19 protein-coding genes are annotated in these 20,190 nt (G+C 51.2%); 9 read left to right on the top strand and 10 right to left on the bottom strand.

The annotated features are described in order from the left end of the window. Window positions 1-433: 433 nt before the first annotated feature. The 4 genes from leuB to IEV97_RS15370 are packed head-to-tail and all read right to left on the bottom strand — an operon-like array spanning window position 434 to window position 4,700. Entirely contained in the window at window positions 434-1,543 is a 1,110-nt protein-coding gene (gene leuB / locus IEV97_RS15385) for a 3-isopropylmalate dehydrogenase (protein WP_188502565.1), read from the bottom strand. After that, a complete protein-coding gene (leuD, locus tag IEV97_RS15380; protein ID WP_188502387.1) occupies window positions 1,540-2,136 on the bottom strand; it encodes a 3-isopropylmalate dehydratase small subunit in 597 nt (198 codons plus the stop codon). The genes leuB and leuD overlap by 4 nt, the downstream gene beginning before the upstream one ends. Then, window positions 2,136-3,530: a 3-isopropylmalate dehydratase large subunit gene (leuC, locus tag IEV97_RS15375; protein ID WP_188502386.1), complete on the bottom strand. Its 1,395-nt coding sequence runs from the start codon at window positions 3,528-3,530 to the stop codon at window positions 2,136-2,138. Before leuC ends, leuD begins: the two co-directional genes overlap by 1 nt. Before the next feature lie 3 nt (window positions 3,531-3,533). Continuing rightward, a complete protein-coding gene (locus IEV97_RS15370; protein ID WP_188502385.1) occupies window positions 3,534-4,700 on the bottom strand; it encodes a 2-isopropylmalate synthase in 1,167 nt (388 codons plus the stop codon). 167 nt (window positions 4,701-4,867) lie between these two features. On the opposite strand from IEV97_RS15370, the gene IEV97_RS15365 reads away from it, so the two are divergent. Next, complete coding sequence (locus tag IEV97_RS15365) at window positions 4,868-6,412, top strand: hypothetical protein (protein WP_188502384.1); 1,545 nt, start codon at window positions 4,868-4,870, stop codon at window positions 6,410-6,412. A gap of 73 nt (window positions 6,413-6,485) precedes the next feature. Here IEV97_RS15365 and IEV97_RS15360 read toward each other — a convergent pair whose 3' ends face one another. Continuing rightward, window positions 6,486-7,547, bottom strand: coding sequence for a bifunctional 3-deoxy-7-phosphoheptulonate synthase/chorismate mutase type II (locus tag IEV97_RS15360; protein WP_229733978.1), 1,062 nt, complete (start codon window positions 7,545-7,547; stop codon window positions 6,486-6,488). 47 nt (window positions 7,548-7,594) lie between these two features. After that, window positions 7,595-8,413 (bottom strand): prephenate dehydratase, encoded by an 819-nt coding sequence (locus tag IEV97_RS15355; RefSeq protein ID WP_188502382.1) that lies wholly within the window; start codon window positions 8,411-8,413, stop codon window positions 7,595-7,597. Between the two features lie 587 nt (window positions 8,414-9,000). Here IEV97_RS15355 and IEV97_RS15350 point away from each other — a divergent pair. The 8 genes from IEV97_RS15350 to IEV97_RS15315 all read left to right on the top strand — a co-directional run bounded on the left by IEV97_RS15350 (window position 9,001) and on the right by IEV97_RS15315 (window position 15,903). Continuing rightward, complete coding sequence (locus IEV97_RS15350; RefSeq protein WP_188502381.1) at window positions 9,001-9,192, top strand: cold-shock protein; 192 nt, start codon at window positions 9,001-9,003, stop codon at window positions 9,190-9,192. A 137-nt stretch (window positions 9,193-9,329) separates the two neighbouring features. Next, on the top strand, window positions 9,330-9,557 hold the full coding sequence (locus IEV97_RS15345; RefSeq protein ID WP_188502380.1) for a hypothetical protein: 228 nt from the start codon (window positions 9,330-9,332) through the stop codon (window positions 9,555-9,557). Between the two features lie 50 nt (window positions 9,558-9,607). Next, on the top strand, window positions 9,608-10,063 hold the full coding sequence (locus IEV97_RS15340) for a cold-shock protein (protein WP_188502379.1): 456 nt from the start codon (window positions 9,608-9,610) through the stop codon (window positions 10,061-10,063). Window positions 10,064-10,259: 196 nt separating this feature from the next. Beyond that, window positions 10,260-10,868, top strand: coding sequence for a TetR/AcrR family transcriptional regulator (locus IEV97_RS15335; protein ID WP_188502378.1), 609 nt, complete (start codon window positions 10,260-10,262; stop codon window positions 10,866-10,868). Between the two features lie 152 nt (window positions 10,869-11,020). Beyond that, complete coding sequence (locus IEV97_RS15330; RefSeq protein WP_188502377.1) at window positions 11,021-11,917, top strand: hypothetical protein; 897 nt, start codon at window positions 11,021-11,023, stop codon at window positions 11,915-11,917. 705 nt (window positions 11,918-12,622) lie between these two features. Further along, entirely contained in the window at window positions 12,623-13,465 is an 843-nt protein-coding gene (locus IEV97_RS15325; protein ID WP_188502376.1) for a UDP-2,3-diacylglucosamine diphosphatase, read from the top strand. Further along, a complete protein-coding gene (locus IEV97_RS15320) occupies window positions 13,462-14,448 on the top strand; it encodes a glycosyltransferase family protein (protein ID WP_188502375.1) in 987 nt (328 codons plus the stop codon). The genes IEV97_RS15325 and IEV97_RS15320 overlap by 4 nt, the downstream gene beginning before the upstream one ends. Before the next feature lie 57 nt (window positions 14,449-14,505). Then, window positions 14,506-15,903, top strand: a complete 1,398-nt coding sequence (locus IEV97_RS15315; RefSeq protein WP_188502374.1) for a GH1 family beta-glucosidase — start codon at window positions 14,506-14,508, stop codon at window positions 15,901-15,903. Between the two features lie 323 nt (window positions 15,904-16,226). On the opposite strand, the gene IEV97_RS15310 is transcribed toward IEV97_RS15315, so the two are convergent. From IEV97_RS15310 to IEV97_RS15295, 4 genes are all read right to left on the bottom strand, one after another. Then, on the bottom strand, window positions 16,227-16,493 hold the full coding sequence (locus IEV97_RS15310; RefSeq protein WP_188502373.1) for a hypothetical protein: 267 nt from the start codon (window positions 16,491-16,493) through the stop codon (window positions 16,227-16,229). A gap of 486 nt (window positions 16,494-16,979) precedes the next feature. Then, on the bottom strand, window positions 16,980-17,924 hold the full coding sequence (locus tag IEV97_RS15305) for a sugar phosphate isomerase/epimerase family protein (protein ID WP_229733977.1): 945 nt from the start codon (window positions 17,922-17,924) through the stop codon (window positions 16,980-16,982). Between the two features lie 36 nt (window positions 17,925-17,960). Beyond that, window positions 17,961-19,151 (bottom strand): Sb-PDE family phosphodiesterase, encoded by a 1,191-nt coding sequence (locus tag IEV97_RS15300; protein ID WP_188502372.1) that lies wholly within the window; start codon window positions 19,149-19,151, stop codon window positions 17,961-17,963. A gap of 23 nt (window positions 19,152-19,174) precedes the next feature. Continuing rightward, window positions 19,175-20,149, bottom strand: a complete 975-nt coding sequence (locus tag IEV97_RS15295) for a phosphodiester glycosidase family protein (RefSeq protein ID WP_188502371.1) — start codon at window positions 20,147-20,149, stop codon at window positions 19,175-19,177. Window positions 20,150-20,190: the final 41 nt, after the last annotated feature.

Below are 20,190 nucleotides of genomic sequence, written 5' to 3'. Positions count from 1 at the left end.
GTGGCTGAGGAATAAGAATAATAATGACAATAATAAATGCAGCTATTGCGCGCATAGTTTTAATAATCAAAGGTGTTAAAACAAAAACAGCCGTCTCTTGCGGGAGACGGCTGCCAAAGTATAGCTTATAATTTTACTTTCAGTTTCAGCAAACCATCTCCATGCCTTGTGTAATTACCACAAGGTTAATAATGCTAATAATGACGATGGCTGTGAGTTGGTTTTTCATACAGTGCTGGCAAATGTAATGCATTTTTGATAGGGGTCATATTTTTCAACAGATTTTTTCAAAAAAATTTATTGATGCACCTTCTTCTTCAATGCATTAAAAAAACCTTGGTGACTATCAGAAGACAAATCAGTAGCAAGACGCTTTCTATAACCTAATGTTCCTGGTATATACCTCCACAGGCTTGGGGCACCACTATTGTAGTTAGATGATCGTGCTTAATCCCACTTCAATATTCTCTTTTTGAGGCACGCTCCCTACACCCTCTAGCACAAAGTAGGCTATAAAACTACCCACTTGCTCCGTGGTATACGGAGAGACGGCATTCAGCTCAGGCGTCAGCACCTCGTTGCGTAAGGCATTCTGCACTGCTTCCTTTACAGCATCTGCTTCCGCCTGAAGGCCAAAGTGCTCCAGCATCATCGCGCCGGACAGGATGGCTGCGATCGGGTTGGCTATACTTTTGCCTTTGGCCTGTGGGTAAGAGCCGTGAATCGGCTCAAACAGCGACACAATATTTCCTACCGAAGCCGAAGGGAGCAGTCCCAGCGAACCGGCAATGACAGAAGCTTCGTCCGACAGGATATCCCCGAACATGTTCTCGGTCAGCATGACGTCAAACTGACGGGGGTTCAGGATCAGCTGCATGGCGGCATTGTCCACAAACAGGTAGTCTACTGCTACGGAAGGATACTCCGGTGCTATACCCTGCACGACCTCCCGCCATAAGCGTGACGTTTCGAGCACGTTGGCCTTATCGACCAGGGTAAGCTTATTGCGTCGGTTTTCAGCAGCCTGGAAGGCAAGGTGCGCGATCCGGGTGATCTCTTCCCGGTTGTAGGTGCAGTGATCATACGCTTCATCAGCGGTACGGCCTTTTTCGCCGAAGTAGATGCCTCCGGTCAGTTCCCGGAAGATAAGCATATCAGCACCGGCAATGCGTTCGCTCTTTAGCGGTGAGTGGTCCAGCAGCACATCGTAGGCTGTTACCGGGCGTATGTTGGCGTACAGTCCCAGCGACTTACGCAATTGCAGCAGCCCCTGCTCCGGCCGTACCTTAGCAGCAGGGTTGTTGTCATACTTTGGATCGCCGATGGCGCCCAGCAGCACCGCGTCAGCATAGTAACAGGCCTCCAGCGTTTCATCCGGCAGCGGGTTCCCTGTGGCGTCAATGGCGCAGGCCCCCATCAGGTGCTTTTCAAAGGTAAACCGATGGCCAAACCTTTCTGCTACTGCCTCCAATACCTTGATCGCTTCCTCACAAACCTCAGGTCCGATGCCGTCGCCGGGCAGTACAACGATTTTTTTATTCAATATGTCCATGCTCTTGTATTCTCGTATGCTTCTATCGCCTCTTTCTGGCTCACTAAAAAATCAATGTCATCATAGCCTTTGATCAGGCACTCTTTCTTGTAGGGGTTTATATCGAATGTGATGCGCTCACCGGTTGCCGGCAGGTATAGCTTCTGTTCCAGCAGGTTCACTACAAATTCCGTCTGCGGATCGGCCTCCACCAGCGCGAACAGCCGCTGTAGCACCTCATCCGACACCTGCAAAGGCAGCAGGCCGTTGTTGAGGGCATTGCCCCGGAAGATGTCGGCAAAGTAGCTGGAGATCACCACCCGGTAACCGGCATCATAGATGGCCCAGGCAGCGTGTTCGCGGCTCGATCCGCAGCCAAAATTTTTGCCGGCCAGCAGTACCTGCCCCTTGTAGCGGCTGCTGTTTAGCACAAAGTCCGTTTTGGGTTCGCCGTTGCTGTCGTAGCGCCAGTCCCGGAAAAGGTTCTCACCAAAGCCTTCCCTGGAAGTGGCTTTCAGAAAGCGGGCAGGTATAATCTGGTCGGTATCAATATTCTCTATCGGCATGGGAACAGCTCCCGTCCGCATGATTTCAAACTTCTCCATTAGTTCAGGTATTGGGTTATGTCCACGATCTTTCCTTCCACGGCGGTAATGGCCGCCACCAGCGGACTGGCCAGCAGTGTGCGGGAACCCGGCCCTTGCCGTCCCTCAAAATTCCGGTTGGAGGTGGAAACGCAATAGGCACCAGCCGGAATCTTGTCGTCGTTCATGGCGAGGCAGGCGCTGCAACCAGGTTCTCTAAGCTCAAACCCTGCTTCGGCCAACAGTCTGTCCAGCCCCTCCTCACGAGCCTGAAGCTCTACCTGCTTTGAGCCCGGCACGATGATCGCCTCCACATGGCTGGCTTTCTGCCTGCCCTTCACATACTCCGCTACCTGGCGCAGGTCCTCGATGCGGGAGTTGGTGCAGCTGCCGATAAACACGTAGTTCACTTCCTTGCCCAGCAACGACTCACCCGGCGCAAAACCCATGTATTGCAGCGATTTGTCAAAGCTGGCTGCCTCACTGGCAGGCACGGTGGCAGGTATAGTGGAGTTGATGGCAATGCCCATACCTGGATTGGTGCCATAGGTGATCATCGGCGCAATATCGGCCGCTTCAAAGGTCAGCTCGGCGTCAAATTCGGCGCCTTCTTCAGTATACAGGGTGCTCCAGTATGCGAGCGCCTGTTCCCAGCGCTCGCCATGCGGTGCGTGCGGGCGACCTTTCAGGTAGGTATAGGTAGTCTCGTCCGGCGCGATCATGCCGCCGCGGGCACCCATTTCGATGCTCATGTTGCACACCGTCATGCGCCCCTCCATACTCAGCGAGCGGATGGCGCTGCCGGCATACTCCACAAAATAGCCGGTGGCACCGCCGGTGCCGAGTTTGGCGATCACGTACAGGATGAGGTCCTTGGCGGTGACGCCTTTGCGCAGTTCACCTTCCACGGAGATTCGCATCTTACGAGGACGGCTGAGCAGCAGACACTGCGTTGCCATTACCTGCGCTACCTGGCTGGTGCCGATACCGAAGGCAATGGCTCCAAAAGCGCCATGCGTGGAGGTATGGCTGTCGCCGCACACGATCGTCATGCCAGGCTGCGTGATGCCCAGTTCCGGACCGATCACGTGCACGATGCCCTGGTTGGGGTGGCCCAGGCCAAAAAGCTCCACCCCATACTTTTCACAGTTAGATGTCAGCTTATCTACCTGAAACCGTGACAACTGATCCTGAATGGGCAGGTGCTGGTTGCGGGTCGGTACGTTGTGGTCTGCGGTGGCTACGATCTGCTTTCTGCGGTACAGCGGCAGGTTGCGGGCCTCCAGTTCATCAAAAGCCTGTGGACTGGTCACTTCATGGATCAGGTGCTTGTCGATGTAAAACACATCCAGGCCACCCGGTATGGAACGCACCACATGGGCATCCCAGATTTTATCGAATAATGTCTTCTTCATGGGTTAATTTGCCACTAACAGGTTTTCCTTCTCTACCAGCACATGCAGGTCCTTGTCATGCACTTCTTTTGCCCGGTCTGCCACTTCCAGAAAGGATGCATACGCTTTGTCAAGGGTGCTCTTATCAAAGTTGTAACCGATCTTCTGCAGTCGGAAGGCCAGGGCTGCCCGGCCGGATCTTGCCGTCAGCACGATAGAGGAATCCAGCACGCCGACATCACGCGGATCAATGATCTCGTAGGTTTCGCGGTGCTTGATCACGCCGTCCTGGTGTATGCCGCTGGAATGGGAGAAAGCATTCGCCCCCACGATGGCTTTGTTGGGCTGCACCGGCATGCGCATCATGTGCGACACCATGGCGGAAGCCTCTGAAAGCAGTTTGCTGTTGACGTTGGTCTGCAGGTTCAGGTATGGGTGCTGGCGCATGATCATCACCACTTCTTCCAGCGCCGTGTTGCCGGCACGCTCCCCTACCCCATTGATGGTGCATTCTATCTGCCGCGCACCATTGATAGCGCCCGCAATGGAGTTGGCCGTTGCAAGGCCCAGATCATTATGGCAGTGGGTAGAAAGAGTCACTCGCTCGATGCCCCTCACATTATCTACCAGGTACTTGATCTTCGCGCCATACTCATCAGGCAGGCAATAGCCGGTGGTGTCCGGTATATTGAGCACGGTGGCGCCTGCTTTAATGGCTGCTTCGCATACCCTGGCCAGAAAGGTATTATCGGTTCTGCCAGCATCCTCAGCATAGAACTCCACATCTTCTACAAACCTTTTTGCCAGCCTCACCGCCTCCACGGCACGCTCCAGCACTTTCTCCTGGGTGGTGCGCAGCTTAAAATTGATGTGCGATTCGGAGGTGCCTATACCTGTGTGGATGCGCGGTCGCTTTGCGTGCGTGAGTGCCTCTGCAGCTGTAAGGATGTCCTGCTCTACTGCTCTGGACAGCCCGCAAACTGTGATTTCTTTTGTCTGGGCTGCAATCGCCTTCACCGCTTCAAAATCACCAGGACTCGAAACCGGAAAACCAGCCTCTATCACATCCACCCCCAGCAGCTCTAACTGCCTTGCAATCACCAGTTTTTCATCCACATTCAACTTGCAGCCTGGCACTTGTTCACCATCCCGCAGCGTGGTATCAAATATTTGTATTTTCTGGACCGACATTTTAATTTGATTTCTGTATTGCTGAAAAAAGTCTCTACTTTGGAGGGCAATTAAGGCCAAAACCAGCACCTCCAAAAACTATTTCCAGATAAGGCTACTATTTCCAAGACTAAAATTCAAGACTACAATCACCTGAATACCAATGGATTAATTTGCTTAATAATACAATGGCTAACGGAATAACTGATCCTGTTTTTCAATTGGTGAAATCGCTGACTAAATCAGAGAAGCGGCACTTCCGTCTCTTTGCCAAGCGGCAGGGTGCCACGGAGGGCTTGAAATTTTTGCAGCTGTTCGACGCACTCGACAGCCTGAGCGTGTATGACGAAGAGAAGATACTGGCACTGGCACTTGATGTGAAGAAGGTTCAGCTCGCCAATATGAAGGCGAATCTTTACAAGAATATACTCTCTGATCTGCGTCTTTACCACGCAGGTCAGAACATCGATATACAACTGCACGAGCAACTCGACTACGCCCGTGTGCTGTATAACAGAGGCCTTTATCAGCAGAGCCTGAAAATGCTGGATAAGGTCAAAGTGCAGGCCCTGCAGGCAGAAATGCAGCATACGGCTCTGGAGGCTTTGGATTTTGAGAAGATGATCGAGTCGCAGTACATTACCCGCAGCCTGGCCGGGAGAGCGGATACGCTTTCTGAGGAGTCGATGGACGTTGCAGCGCATGTGTCACAACTGCATAAGCTTTCCAACCTGGGGCTTCGCATGTACGGTCTCTACATCAAGGCAGGGCATGCGCGCAACGACGAGGATTACGAAGCCATAACAGCTTATTTTAAATCGCACTTGCCTGAGTTTGACCTTAGCACGGCAGGCTTTTATGAGAAACTGTCTTACTACCAGTCGCACGTATGGTATTTTTACATCGTACAGGACTTCCGGTCAGCCTACAGGTATGCCCAAAAGTGGGTGGACCTGTTCGAACACTACCCTGGTATGAAGGAAAAGCAAACCATGCTATACATCAAAGGCCTTCACAATTTGCTGGCAGCTTTGTTCAACCTACTCTATTATAGCAAGTTCAAAGAAGTGCTGCAGCAATTAGAGGACTTCTCGAAGGACGAGAAGAGGCGCATTAGCCCCAACACCGAAATGCTGCTGTTCCTCTACATCGAAACAAACAAGATCAACCTGCACTTTATGGAAGGCCGGTTTACCGAGGGACTGGAACTGGTACCGGTTATTCTGGACAAACTGGAGCATTTTAAATTGCAGCTTGACCCGCACCGACAGCTGATCTTCTTTTTTAAAATAGCCAGCTTATACTTTGGCAGCGGGGACAACTACAAAGCGATCGAATACCTCAACAAGATCATTCGCTTTAAGGACATCAGCCTGCGGGAAGACTTGCAGTGCTTTGCCCGGATACTGAATCTGATAGCACACTATGAGGCAGGCGAAGATGAGGCGCTGGAGTACCAGATCAAGTCGGTATACCACTTCCTTGGCAAGATGAACAACCAGCAGCAGATGCAGGTAGAGATCTTCCGTTTCCTGCGCAAACTGGGGGACATTGCACCGCACGAACTCCGGGACGCCTTTATTTCGCTCAAGACCAAACTAGAGAGTATAGCGGCTGATCCGTTTGAAAGAAGACCATTTCTGTACCTGGACATTATTTCCTGGCTCGAAAGCAAAATTGAAAACATACCGGTGCAGGAGGTAATTAAACGCAAGTCCGCAACCCTAAAATAACAGAGTGGATTACACCTCTAAAGGGGGCAGCAGAGATGCGTAGCGCAGCATCTCCTGCTTCCCTAAATTCTATTTAAACCAGGTTCTGTCTGTTGACAGACTCGCGGTGAATGCTGTTGAAAAGCTGCGTTACGAACTCTCCATCCAGGTTTCTGCCAGCAGCCTGGCTTGCATGTTTTGTCAGCAGTTCCGTCCATCTTTCTTCCTGGATCACAGCCATCCCATGCTGCCTTTTGTATTGCCCGATTTCAGCCACAACCTGCATTCTGTAGCTCAACAAGTCGATCAATTGCTCATCAATGTAATCGATGGAGCTGCGCATATTCCCCAGATCGGCCGTGGCCACCTCAGCTGCAGTACCGGTGGTTAACTTCATTTTAGCCAATAGCACTGTCAGCGCCTGTGGCGTGATCTGCTGGGCGGCATCGCTCCAGGCAGCATCGGGGTTATGGTGCGTCTCAATCATAAGTCCCTCCATCTCAAGACCAATAGCGGTCTCGGCTATACCTGCCAGCAGTTGGCGGTTCCCGGCAATATGGCTTGGGTCGTTTATAAGGAGTATGTCCGGGCGCTGCTCCTTCAGGGCGAGGGGCATTTGCCACTCCGGGTTGTTGCGGTAGATGGATTTACCAAGCGGCGATATCCCTCTGTGAATAGCCCCCGGATTGCTGATACCCGCCTTCTCCAGTCGCTCAATCGCACCAAGCCACAGGTTTACGTCCGGGTTCACAGGGTTTTTAACCAGTACCGGCACATCCACCCCCTGCAGCGCGTCGGCAATCTCCTGCACGGCGAACGGATTGGCTGTTGTGCGGGCACCGATCCACAGCACATCGATTCCATGCTTCAGGCACTCATTCACGTGGTCTTTATTGGCAACTTCTGTTGCCACCCGCAGACCGGTTTCTTCCTTTACCCGCTGCAGCCATTTCAACCCTTCGGCACCTACTCCCTCGAACATCCCGGGACGTGTACGCGGCTTCCAGATGCCTGCTCTGTATATGCTTGTACCCGTTGTTTTCAGCTGGTGGGCAATTTCCATTACCTGCTCCTCTGTTTCGGCACTGCATGGGCCTGCGATGATCAGTGGTTGCTCTTTTGTATTAGTTGGCCAGGTGTTATTTATCTTTTTCATGGTATTCATGATGAGTGTATTATGCTTGGTTGATTTCAATCTTAGTTTCACTTTCTGTTTGCAGTATATTTCCCCATCAGGTGCAGGGATTCTGTTATCGGTGCAAGCGCTTGCAGTAGTTCATCCAACTGCTCTTCTGCCTCAAATCGCAGGTCCAGGTAATAGCGATAAAGCCATGGTCGCCCGGGTATGGTTATTGATTCGATTTTGGATAGCTGAATGCGTTGCTCCTGCAGCAGCGCCATGGCCTGCGTGAAAGCCTCCGGGTGGGGTAGCAGCACCAGACTGAGGGTCGCCTTGTTGCAGGAAGTGACTGGCTGCGGCTGCCTGTCCAGCACCAGGAAGCGGGTATAGTTCTGCTTACTCGCCTCAATCCCCTCCCCGAGCACGATCAGGCCGTGCTGGGCAATGGCCAACGAGCTGCCGATGGCTGCCAGCTCCGTTGAGCCGGCTTCGGCTACGTCCCGGATGCTCAGCGCCGTGTCTTCTGACTCGATCAGCTCCACTGCAGGATAGGCCTCGAAAAAAGGGCGACACTGGTTGAGGGCCATGTAGTGGGAGTATACCTTGCGGATGCTCTGCAGCGACGAGCCAGGCACACCGCCCAGGTGCTGGCGAATGCGCATGATCACCTCGCCGCTGATCCATAGATTATGCTCCCTAATCAGCTCCAGGTTGGGCTGTATGGTGCCGGAGATGGTATTCTCTATCGCCATGATGCCCTTGTCGGCCAGTCCGGTGGCGAGGGCCGCAGCCAGTTCCCGAAAGGTGAGGCATGGTACTATTTCCAATTGCTGATCGCCGAACCGGAGCCGGGCAGCCTCTTCGTGGAAGGCTCCCGCTATACCTTGAATTGCTATTTTCATACAGATCAAAAAAAAGCGCCCCGGAGTATGATTCCGGGGCGCTGGTGATAACTTTAGGTTAAAGTATAATCAATACAGCCCCGGGCGTTTACCAAAAAAGTAAAAGCTAAAACCAAAGCCGTAAAAGAAATTCTGCTGTGTAGTAAGCATGCTAATTGCTGTTTTAAAATAAAAAAGGCCCCGCTGGTTGCGGGGCCTCTATATGGTTACATATACCTTTTCCCGCTTTAGTCCTGTGGAGGAAAAAAGTAAAAAAAGAAGGTATATGACTTCTGCTGCTTGTTCATTTCAACGGCCAATATAGAGACTTTTTATTGAACCCCAATTTTATTTCTGTTTTTTATCACACAATAAAACGCGCTCTAAGTAATTATATGTCAGTGTGCTGCACGCCTGTTCTCCTAATAACCTTGCCTGAAAGCACACAAACCCACTTTGCAAGGTGCATTTGACTCAGAGAATATATAATTCGGACAATAAAACGAGCAGCACTTCGGAATTGTAAAATTTTTATCGTATATTGTAAAAAAATAAATGAACCTATATACCAGCTATAATGTAGTTAGTATATAATTAAACAACACAGAATGAATAACGGAACAGTAAAATTCTTTAATGACCTGAAAGGTTTTGGTTTTATTAAAGAAGACAACACAGATCAGGAGTACTTTGTACACGTGACTGGCCTGGTACATGAAATCCAGGAAAACGACAAAGTGACTTTTGAATTGCAGGAAGGCAGAAAAGGACTAAACGCGATTAACGTTAAGCGTGCTTAGTTTTTAGATATAAGTCATTTCGAGAAAAGCCTTGCCTGCGGGTGAGGCTTTTTTTTAAGTTTGATGTGCACGTCTTTGCACCACTCCCCGTTTGTATAATGCCGCCCTGGCAATGTTTCACCTAACCCCTCCTTACGATGAATAGAAGATACCTGGTAGACACTACCACACGCGAGTACATCTGCGTAGCCCTCCAAAAAGGACAGGATTGGACCCCCAACAATCAGGATTCCCTCCCAAAGTTCATGAACTCTCGTAAAAACAAAGACCAACCCGACTTCGAACTTGTAACCGGCGAGTATAACGACAATTCATTTTTTGAAAAGTGGATTCGCAATGGCACAAATTTCCTGTTCAGGTACTAAAAAACCTGCATACCAGCATACCATCATTTTATAGATCATTTAACAGCAATATGGGTAGATCACAAGAAACCTTCAGTAAAAAAGAAAAAGAGAAGAAGAAACTTAAGAAAAGACAAGACAAAGAGCAGAAGCGCGAGGAGCGTATGGCCAACTCTGACAAAGGCAAAGGCCTGGATGAAATGTTAGCCTATGTGGACGAGTTCGGCAATATCACTGACACGCCGCCAGACCCTACGAAGAAGAAGAAAGAAATCAAGCAGGAGGATATTCAGATCGGTGTGGCCAAGCAGGCTGAAATCGATCCGGCTGACCTGATCCGCAAAGGGACCGTTTCTTTTTTCAATGATTCGAAAGGCTACGGCTTTATCCAGGATCATGTGACCCAGGAGCGTGTCTTTGTGCACCAGAATGGTTTGGTGAACGCGATCAAGGAAAATGATCGTGTAACTTTTGAGGTGGAGAAAGGCCCCAAAGGATTGAATGCTGTTAACGTTAAACTGGCGTAATCCCCTCTGGTTCAAAAGCCTACGAATACAGCTTTAAGCCATCTAGTTTAACTTAGGTGATTATAAATCTAAAATCTCCTGCTATTGTCAGTAAAAATACTGACTGCAGGAGATTTTTTTGTCGTATAAGCTTCCTGGTCACCGCTGCTCGTACCTTTGTGGCAGGACCAGTGATGATGAACCGCACCCTACTAGTATGGACACGACAAACACCCCGAAAGCCCTGATTCTGCAGCAGGCCCAACAACAGTTTTTTAAGCAAGGCTACAGCAAGGTATTGATGGCTGACCTGGCCAAACAGCTGGGTATGAGCAAAAAAACGCTTTACCAGTATTTCAGAGGAAAAGAGGAATTGCTGCATGCCGTAATCAAGCACTACCTGGACGCACTGCAGCGGGAAGTAGAGCACCTGCTCCAGCAGGAAGAAACCGATTTCACCCGAAAAGCGGAACAGGTCTTCCACACCGTTGGGCAGCGCTTTGCGCTTATCGACGGTCAACTGCTTACCGACATCAGGAAGCACACCCCTAAGACCTGGCAACTGCTGCAGGCTTACCGCACCGAGGCCGCTTTTAAGCGCTTCCGAACCTTGCTGGAAGAAGGCAGCCGGAAAGGGTACATCCGGAAAGACGCCAATATATCGCTGGCCGTGCTGCTATACGCCAGTGCGCTGGAGAAGATCCTGGACCCGGAGTTTATCAGCCAGGTGCCACCAGAACTGATGAAAGACATTGACTATACACCTTCTGCTGTATATGAGGGCCTGGCGAATCTCATTTTTCATGGTTTGCTGGAGAAGAAGTAAGTAATAACTGGCTTCAACCAGCACCATCAAAACTTACTGCTATACCTTAGCCAGTGAACTAAACAGCTGAAAAACAGCACATCTAAGTTGCTTTAAGTTAAAATATAACTATATTTAGTAAAGTTTTCCCAATCTCACTAAACAGACAAGTCATGAGAGCAAGAACTTTACTCCTCCTCCCCCTTCTGGCTATTTTGGCCGCCTGCTCCAAAGGCGAAGAAGAAATCAAGCAGCTATACCCCAAAAAGGTGGTGATCGGTCCCACAACCCACGAGTTTCACTACGACCAGGGCAGGGTATACAGCGTCACGACTAACAGGCCTAACTTCTATGAGGAGGTGACTTATAGTTATTTTGATGATTACTTCAAGGAGCCGGACCACCAGTTCAAGGATAAGATTTTTGAAGTGAACTTCAGACCCGATGCGGGACCCATTGGCTGGGACAAAAATGACTCCATCATGTTCAGAAAAGAACAGATGACGAGATCAGAAGCAGGTCTTTTGGCGCGTGAGTCTCAGACTACCTTCATGCGGCATTCTAATATAAGGGACTACGTCTACCATGCGTATGATACCTTAAACCAGTTGACAGAGTCCAAATACTATTTTTACAACCCTGCTGACTGGAACACAAGCACCGTGCTAGATGACCCCAAGTATATTTCCAAGGTGATTACCTACTCCTATGAGCAAGGCAAATTAACCAAAGTCACTTACAGTGCTCCCAGCGCCCAAAAGCCTTATCTTACCATCGAGCTGGAGTACGACGACAAGCCCGGCTATCTGCGGAGTCTACCCCTCGAAGTCCGGTTTATGCCGCTGGAGCTTCCCTACCGCAACCACAACATTACCAGATATACCGTGCTCGACCGGGAGGGCAACATCAGAAAGGACCTCTCCTATACCTGCCGCTATAGCTACAACCACGATGGCTACCCTACCAAAATCAAAAAAACCATGCTGGATGGCCTGGAACAAGAAGGTTATATTGTATATAAGGCTTCTATAGGGAAGGCAGCGGTAGCCTCACTAGAACCAGAAAAATAGAACGTATCTGGAGCTGGTTGACTGAAAGCAAGTAACAATACCCCATGGTGTAGTACGAACGCAGGTGGGTTTTAGGTATTAGTTGCTATAAAGGTATAGGCCTACTGTTTGCCAGTGTGGGCCTTCATAATCGTCCGCAGCTACCTGAGCAGCAGGAATAACGCAAAAGCAGCCAGCAGCGAGTTTATGCAGTATACCACATAGAACCAGGCCTTGTGGTTATACTTGTCCCACATACTGGCCAGTACCCCTGATAATTTGTTGCCAACCGAAGTAGGCCAGGTACCATCCACCCATTATCAGAGGAGTCAGGCGGGGTGTGCTCAGCTTTGGCAACAGGGAAAGGCTTATCGGGCTCAGGAACAGCTCCCTCTCTGGTCTACCCTATACAACCAACTTAGGCTAAGAAGACAAACCTTATATAATCTGCACGCCATCTTTTCCTCCACCTCTCAAATATAACACAAGCATAACCCACTCATAACGTGTACTTAACACCACATCAATACTTTTGGAAAGTGGAAAAAGACTGTAGCCAAGGGATCTTTCTAAATCATTAAAAAAGGAAAAAATGGCACGTACAACAAACAATCTTATTCACATCATAGCGCGAAAGCTGCTCGATGTTTCCCTCTACCGCCTGCATTCCTTCTACTCCCCTTTCAAGATTACTAAAGTAAATCCAATCTCACCCGCGCCTGCTATATGGCAAGAAAAAGAAAAGTTGAGGTAGCCGTTATATCGGACGTGCACCTGGGCACCTACGGGTGCCATGCAAAAGAGCTTCTGGCCTACCTGAAGAGCATCCATCCTGACGTCCTCATCCTGAACGGCGACATCATCGACATCTGGCAGTTCAGCAAGAACTACTGGCCTGCCAGCCACATGAAAGTGGTCAAGTACCTGATGGGTTTGATCACCAAAGGCACCAGCGTTTATTACATCACGGGCAACCACGATGAGATGCTGCGCAAGTTCGACGGCTTTCAGATGAACTCGTTTCAGATAGCAAACAAGCTGGTGCTGGAGCTCGACGGGAAGAAGGCCTGGTTCTTCCACGGCGATGTGTTTGACGTGACCATGCAGCACTCCAAGTGGCTGGCCAGACTGGGAGCCCAGGGCTACGACATGCTCATCCTGCTCAACCGTATGGTCAACTTCTGCTGCCTCAAACTCAACCGCGACAAGGTATACCTTTCCCGCAACATCAAGAACCGCGTCAAGAGCGCTGTCAAGTTCATCAACAACTTTGAAAAGACCGCCGCCGACATTGCCATCGCCAACAGCTACGACTATGTGGTGTGCGGCCACATTCACCAGCCCGAAAAGCGCGACATCTCCAACATAGAAGGCCGGGTCACTTACCTCAACTCCGGCGACTGGATTGAGAACCTGACGGCGCTGGAATACCGCAACGGCGACTGGAGCCTATACAAGTTCAGGGAAGACCTGGATGTGGTGGTGATGGAAGAGGAGGAAGAGCGGGTACCGACAAACATACAGCTGTTCCAAAGCATGATGGTCGAATTTAACCTGAAGTCCGCTTGAGAATCCTGTACGCCATCCAGGGCACCGGCAACGGCCACCTGACAAGAGCGCTGGACATTATACCTGCTTTGCAGCGGCATGGTGAGGTCGACCTGCTGGTGAGCGGCTGCCAGGTGGACCTGAACCTGCCCTACCCTGTCAGGTACCGTCTGAACGGGATGAGTTTCATTTTCGGAAAGAATGGCGGTGTGGATTTTTACAGGACCCTTGCCCAGGCCAACTCCCGCGGCTTCTACAGGGAAATACGGCAGCTGCCCGTAAAAGACTACGAACTGGTCGTTTCAGACTTCGAGCCGATCTCCTCCTGGGCCTGTCTGCTGGCCAAAAAGCATTGTGTTGGCCTGAGCAACCAGGTGGCGGTGCTTAACCCCCATGTGCCCAAGCCGAAAGAGGTGGATCACATGGGGAAGTTTATTTTGAGAAACTACGCCCCGACCACTGCGCAGTATGGTTTCCATTTCGCAAGGTTCGACGATTCCATCTTTACGCCCATTATTCGCCAGCAGGTCCGGGAACTTGAAGTCAGCAACCTGGGGCACTATACAGTTTACCTCCCCGCCTACGACGACCACAAAATCATTAACAAGCTCACGCGGTTTAAAAAAATCGAATGGCAGGTATTCTCCAAGCACAACAAACAGCCCCTCCGGCACGAGAATGTTTCGGTGCAGCCCATTCAGAGCGAGCGTTTCCTGCAAAGCATGGCGTCATCGGCGGGCGTGCTGTGCGCGGCCGGTTTCGGCACGCCGTCCGAAGTGCTGTACCTGCAGAAAAAGCTGCTGGTGGTGCCGATGAAGAACCAGTTCGAGCAGGCATGCAACGCGGCGGCTCTAAATTTTCTGGGAGTGCCCACCATCAAGAGCCTCAAGAAAAAACACCTGCCCAGGATTCAGGAGTGGCTGGAGCACGGTGAGCCCCTGGAAGTACACTATCCGGATGAGACGGATGCCCTGGTGCAACGCATCGTACGGGAAAACACGTAACCTAAAAAGTTTTAAGTATAGTTAATAACGCAGCTGAGCGCTTGCCACTGCTTTTTTATGACAGATACCACCACGCCAGTACAGGATCAGCCTGTGCTTACCAGATCTGCATTCGGAGAAGATTTTGCCTGGGGCGTTGCCACAGCGGCATACCAGATAGAGGGAGCCCATGATATGGCAGATAAAGGGCCCTCTATCTGGGACGTGTTCACCAGCAGGAAAGGCAACGTAAAGCAAAACCACCACGGGAACTTTGCCTGTGACTTTTTCAACTGTTACCCCGATGACCTGCTGTTGATGCAGTCGATGGGTATACCTGATTTTCGTTTCTCTCTCTCATGGTCCCGCCTGCTCCCGAACGGTATTGGCCAGGTGAGCCGACACGGCATCGGGCACTACGAGCGCCTGATAGACAACTGCCTGGAGTTGGGCATCACGCCCTGGGTTACCCTCTACCATTGGGACCTGCCGCAGGCGCTGGAAAAAAAGGGTGGCTGGGCAAACCGTGACATCGTCGACTGGTTCGCTGAGTACACCGCTTTGTGCGCCCATGCCTTCGGGGACCGGGTAAAACACTGGATGGTACTCAATGAGCCGATGGTGTTTACCGGAGCCGGGTACTTTCTGGGGGTCCACGCCCCTGGCCGCAGGGGATTCGGATTGTTTATCCCGGCGGTACACCATGCAGTGCTCTGCCAGGCCGAAGGGGGGCGCATCCTGAAAAGCATAGACGCATCCGCCGAAGTAGGCACCACTTTCTCCTGCTCTCACATAGAGCCCCTGCGCCAGCGCGAGCAGGACATCAGGGCGGCCCGACGGGTTGATGCGCTGCTTAACAGGCTGTTTCTGGAGCCTGCGCTCGGCCTGGGCTATCCGCTGGACGACCTGAGGTTTATGCGCCGGATTGAAAAGTACATCATGCCCGGCGATGAAAGCAAGATGGCTTTTGATTTCGACTTTATTGGCATACAGAACTATACCCGTGAAGTTGTCAAACACTCTTTCTGGACGCCTTTCCTGCAGGCCAATCTGGTGCCGGCTCAAAAACGAGGCGTACCCTATACCTTGATGAACTGGGAAGTATACCCGGAAAGCATTTATCACATGCTACAGCAGTATAGCCGGTACAGCGGCATTAAGAAGCTCATTGTCACGGAGAACGGAGCGGCTTTTGCAGATGAACTGGTAGACGGGCAGGTGCACGACCAACGGCGTCTGGACTTTCTGCAGCGCTACCTGCAGCAGGTACTGCGCGCAAAACAGGAAGGGGTGAAAGTAGACGGGTATTTTGTGTGGTCGTTCCTCGATAACTTCGAATGGGCTGAGGGCTATACGCCGCGTTTTGGCCTGGTGCACGTGGACTATGCAACGCAACAGCGCACGGTAAAAAATTCCGGCCTGTGGTACCGTGACTTCCTGAGCGAAAAGGCAGATTCAGGCGATGAGCAAGGGTAAAGTCAGCCATAAGTTACGCCTAATTCAAGCCCAGGTTATATAACTGTTAAGACTGCTGAAGGCTGTAGCATACCTGCAAAAACCGCTGTATCTTTGGTACAAGGTGAAAGATTAGATTGTTAGTAAGGTTAGTACAAAGGCGCCTCCCGCTTGGGAAAGCGCCTTTTGCGTTTCATCCGGATTCCAAGGCGAGCATCTGCCTTAAAGAACCTCAGAAGTAGCGTCCACAAAAAACGGCAGCCGTTTTAACCGGCTGCCGTAAGAAGCAAATCATAAAAAGGGATCTGCCAAGATCAGGCCTCAGATGGAAAGGAACCAGACGCTTATATGGCGTAATAAAGTAGCTCAGGCGCCCGTGCGGTAAACGGCCGGATGCGGGTTCCCTCCTGTTCAGCCCTGTTGTTTGAAGCGTGCAGCTGTAGTTCGTGCGCCGCGTACCATTTCATCCTTCCTTTCGGATGCTCCACCAGCACATTCTGATCTTTAAAATTTCCTTCCTTATACAATCTGAACCTTCCTATTCCTTCTGGGGTTTCCAACTCCGTGCCAACAAGCAAGCGTTCAAAGTTGATTTTCGTTTTTACAGCCATTTGTTTTATAGAGAATGGTTAAGCATAAGAACTCTAAATCTATCTGCTGCAAGGTAGGAAACGACTGTTGCCGGAATATTACCCTATTATAACGTTTCTGTAAACTACTGTTATAGGGTAACATTCTGCAACGGTTCATTACGTCAGAATCGTCAACCGATCAGGTCCTCCAGGGACCTGATCGGTTGACAGGGTCAGACCAGGCCACTGGATGTTGACAAAAAGCGTGTTTCCAGATGGGAAGAATTGTTTCGGAAGTCTATCTGAAAAAGCAGCTGAAGCTCGGCTGCACTGGGTGCGAGTTCCTGCAGCCTTCCAGGCAGGCTGGTCAATTCAGCTGCGTCTAGCCTATGCTACATTTCCGGATTTCCACCCCCACCGCCCGGTCAGGGTAAGGCTTTTGGCTCATGAAGAGCAAGAAAAAAGCGACCAACGTGTCCCTTGCACGTCAGCCGCTCTGATTCCGCTACCTGCTTCCTTTCGTTGTTACAACTGGTTTTCTTCTATAAAGGTGTTGTACATTGATTCGTAGCAAGCTTTCAGATCCCTGGCGTCTTCAAAAGCACTCTCGAAAAGGAACGGACCGGTGTAGCGGGCTTCGTGCAACGCAGCCAGTATTTCGGTCCAGTTATTATTGCCTTGCCCCGAGCAGGGAAAGTAATGATTCTCCGCCTCCCCGGTACCGTCCGCGATGTGCACCGACTTCAAGCGTCTGCCTAAGGCGCGGATCAGGTTTTCAGGGTTTTTGATGTGGTTCATGTCCACGGCCGCGTAAATGCTTTTAGGCAGGCGGTTCATGATCTCCACAGTCTCTTCCACGGTGCGGCACAGCGGGCGTTCCCGCTCCGCGTCTACCAAAAGTTCGGGACCCAGCATGTTTTCGATCACCATCGTCGCGTTCATACTGCGGACAATTTTGTTCAGTTCTATGGCCGATTTAATCAGCTGGTTTTTACGGGCCTCCCGCTCGTTCAGGCCCAGGTAATAACTTGGGTGGAAGAGAATGATTTCAAGCTGTAAGATCTTGCAGTACCCGAGCACTTTCCGATGCAGGGCTACCACCTGCTGGCGTTCTGCTTCGTCTGTCAGCGAAAGGTCGATTTGCTTGCCAAATGGCATGTGGATGGACCATATTTTGATGCCGGCATCATCCGCTGCTTTTTTGGCCCTATGCATAAGTTCGGTCATCTCCTCATCGCTCACCTTAAGATCCCGGTTGCCGTCAATCAGGCCTCCGAAGGAAACCTCCACATAATCCACCCCTACTGATTTGGCATATTGCATCTGCTCCGCCGAAACTTTGTTCAACCCCAGCGCATAGCCAATTTTCAGGGGCTTCGGTGCTGTTTTAGGTGGACTGGCAAAAGCAATTGTAGCTGTCACCAGGTATAGGAGGCACACCAGCATAGAACAATGGAACGACTTTCTCACACGTTTAAAATTTAGAGTCTTGTTATACTTGCTTTGTTACTCGGTCACCTTGACCCGCAGCTCGGTTTGAAGCGCTTTCTCCGGAGACACCAGTACGTTCTGCACCTCAAAGCGCAGCGGCACTTCGGGCAGCTCCTGCCACAAGGTCTTCAGGGTCAGGGTGGTCGTTTCGTGCGGTTTCAGCGTGAGGCGGCCTAGGGGCAGGTTTTCGAAGTCCTGGTCGCTTTTGCACACCACCTCGTACGGGATGTCCGATTTGTTTTGAATATGGATCAGGATGACCGGCTCGACGTTTCGTCGGTTGCTTTTCACAGCCTTTACCTCCAGCGAAGCTTTGAAGAAGGCGTCCAGCTCCTTTTCCCGGCCCACCAGGTAATCGTCGAAGTATACCGCCGTGCGGCGTGCCTGCAGCGCTTCCCGGATTCCCTCCTCCGAGCGTTCTTTGGCGAAGACCAGTGTCATCGGCCGGTGCGAGTGACGGTAGGTATAGCTGATGTCCCGGTGCTCGTCGGAGTTGGCCAGCATGGTCAGGTTATACTTCTCGGCCATGCGGTGCGCTTCCAGGTTGTAGATACCCGAATTCACGACTTCCACGCCGTGCAGCAACCCTTCGGCGAGCATTTTCCGGTGCAGGTCCGAGAAGAGGTCCAGGCCATACTTGTCCTTGTCCCACCAGCGGTAGTTGGGGTGGTTGTAAAAGATGAAGGCACCCTGCCTCTTGGCCTCCCAGAAGGGAGCCAGCAGCTGCTTTTCAGTCGGGTTGTCCTTCATCACAAACTTCTTTTTCCCGTCTTTCATGTAATCGGAAGGCAACTTGTTGGCATCCTTTACAAAGAGGGCGTTGTGGTGGTAGGGCGTCACACGGGGAGAGATCTCCACCCCTTGTATCACCAGCACATCCGTCTTGGCGGCCGATTCCGTGGCGATCTGGTGCGACTTGTTGTAATCTTTTCTGATTTCGTCCGGATAGCCTTCGTAGTCGATGTGCTCGGTGATCGAAATGGCGTCCAGCCCGTCCCGGTCTGCCTCGTAGAGCCGGAAAGACGGCCACACGTGTCCGTCCGAAAAGACCGTGTGCATGTGAAAATCGCCCTTCAGGGTCTGGTAGCCGGGGATGTCCGGCAGCTTCACCTTCTCTTCTGCTTTACTTGTGGACTGGGCCTGCAGTTCTGCGCCAAAACACAGCAAGCAGGCCATTAAAAGTGGTGTTATTTTTTCTAGCTTCATACGTTATTTCTTGTCGATACCTGCTACTTCCCTGCCGCCGAAGCTGCATTCGCGGACTTTTCTGTTACCATGATGTAGTTGCGGATCCGGCGCTGGCCGTAATGGTCGAAGCGCTTGTTGTCGGTCGGGTAATTGACCACGCCTTCTCCTTTGATCCACATGGTGGTGGAGCCTCCGCCGTCGAGGTTCAGGGCGTAGGCCGGGTCGAAGTATTTCTGAATGAACTGCGTCAGCTCTTTGGCCGACATGCCCGCGGATTTACCTGCGTGGCGGCCATCGACAGTGATGAGCAGGACGCGGCTCTTGTCCACGGTGGCAATGGCCGTTCGTGGGTGCCGCACGCCCTGGTGCCGGTCGGGGTGCTCATAGTCGAGTTGTTCCAGGGGCTTGTCCTGCGATTGGGCAAAAATCTCGCCCACGGGCTTGTACTCGTAGATGAGCATCGGCGAACCCGAGATGATGTTGGCATAAGGCATCTGGGTATAGGAAGCATTGTCACCGTAGGCAATGCCCATTTGCTTTTTACCGCCATCGTAATAAAACGCCCCTTCATGCTTCCAGAAAAGCTTGTGATCAGGCGGTACGGTCACCGAGGTTTTGATCTCGTGATCTGCCTTGAAAAAAGAGGAGGACTGTCCGTTCTCCACCAGTTCGTAATAAGTGCCGTTGATAGCCGCCAGGGCCGGCTCGTGCGCTTCCGCCACTGCCGACAGCGAATCCTCCGGGAACACGTTGTCCAGCACCAGATCATACCTACCGGAAGCAAGGTCCACCTCCAGCACATGCACGATTTGTGCCGAGGTATAAGGCTCGTAATACCGGGTGTAATTATACTTAATAAAGCCTGGGGAGAGGGTGTCGATCTTCCAGCCAACCGTATCTTGAAGTACTGGTTTTACTGTGGTGGCAGCACGGAGGGCGGCTTCCGGTTTTGTGGGCTGGCAGGCGGCCAGTATACCAGCCGCTAGCGCCAGGAAACTGAGTTTTTTTAATATCATGTTTGAGTTAATGTGCACGTGGTTGGGAAGTTAAAAAGAAA

Source organism: Pontibacter amylolyticus (assembly GCF_014638845.1).
Lineage (GTDB): Bacteria > Bacteroidota > Bacteroidia > Cytophagales > Hymenobacteraceae > Pontibacter > Pontibacter amylolyticus.
The sequence above is the reverse complement of the archived record's forward strand: the minus strand, read 5'-3'. Positions and strand labels throughout refer to the sequence as shown.

Excerpts from the sequence above, each read along its gene's own strand:
- IEV97_RS15330 (WP_188502377.1), top strand. The coding sequence starts at position 11,021 with ATGAGAGCAAGAACTTTACTCCTCCTCCCCCTTCTGGCTATTTTGGCC.
- IEV97_RS15355 (WP_188502382.1), bottom strand. The coding sequence starts at position 8,413 with ATGAAAATAGCAATTCAAGGTATAGCGGGAGCCTTCCACGAAGAGGCT.
- IEV97_RS15350 (WP_188502381.1), top strand. The coding sequence starts at position 9,001 with ATGAATAACGGAACAGTAAAATTCTTTAATGACCTGAAAGGTTTTGGT.
- IEV97_RS15370 (WP_188502385.1), bottom strand. The coding sequence starts at position 4,700 with ATGTCGGTCCAGAAAATACAAATATTTGATACCACGCTGCGGGATGGT.
- IEV97_RS15315 (WP_188502374.1), top strand. The coding sequence starts at position 14,506 with ATGACAGATACCACCACGCCAGTACAGGATCAGCCTGTGCTTACCAGA.
- leuC (WP_188502386.1), bottom strand. The coding sequence starts at position 3,530 with ATGAAGAAGACATTATTCGATAAAATCTGGGATGCCCATGTGGTGCGT.
- IEV97_RS15325 (WP_188502376.1), top strand. The coding sequence starts at position 12,623 with ATGGCAAGAAAAAGAAAAGTTGAGGTAGCCGTTATATCGGACGTGCAC.
- IEV97_RS15300 (WP_188502372.1), bottom strand. The coding sequence starts at position 19,151 with ATGAAGCTAGAAAAAATAACACCACTTTTAATGGCCTGCTTGCTGTGT.
- IEV97_RS15365 (WP_188502384.1), top strand. The coding sequence starts at position 4,868 with ATGGCTAACGGAATAACTGATCCTGTTTTTCAATTGGTGAAATCGCTG.
- IEV97_RS15335 (WP_188502378.1), top strand. The coding sequence starts at position 10,260 with ATGGACACGACAAACACCCCGAAAGCCCTGATTCTGCAGCAGGCCCAA.
- IEV97_RS15310 (WP_188502373.1), bottom strand. The coding sequence starts at position 16,493 with ATGGCTGTAAAAACGAAAATCAACTTTGAACGCTTGCTTGTTGGCACG.
- IEV97_RS15360 (WP_229733978.1), bottom strand. The coding sequence starts at position 7,547 with ATGAAAAAGATAAATAACACCTGGCCAACTAATACAAAAGAGCAACCA.
- leuD (WP_188502387.1), bottom strand. The coding sequence starts at position 2,136 with ATGGAGAAGTTTGAAATCATGCGGACGGGAGCTGTTCCCATGCCGATA.
- IEV97_RS15295 (WP_188502371.1), bottom strand. The coding sequence starts at position 20,149 with ATGATATTAAAAAAACTCAGTTTCCTGGCGCTAGCGGCTGGTATACTG.
- IEV97_RS15340 (WP_188502379.1), top strand. The coding sequence starts at position 9,608 with ATGGGTAGATCACAAGAAACCTTCAGTAAAAAAGAAAAAGAGAAGAAG.
- IEV97_RS15345 (WP_188502380.1), top strand. The coding sequence starts at position 9,330 with ATGAATAGAAGATACCTGGTAGACACTACCACACGCGAGTACATCTGC.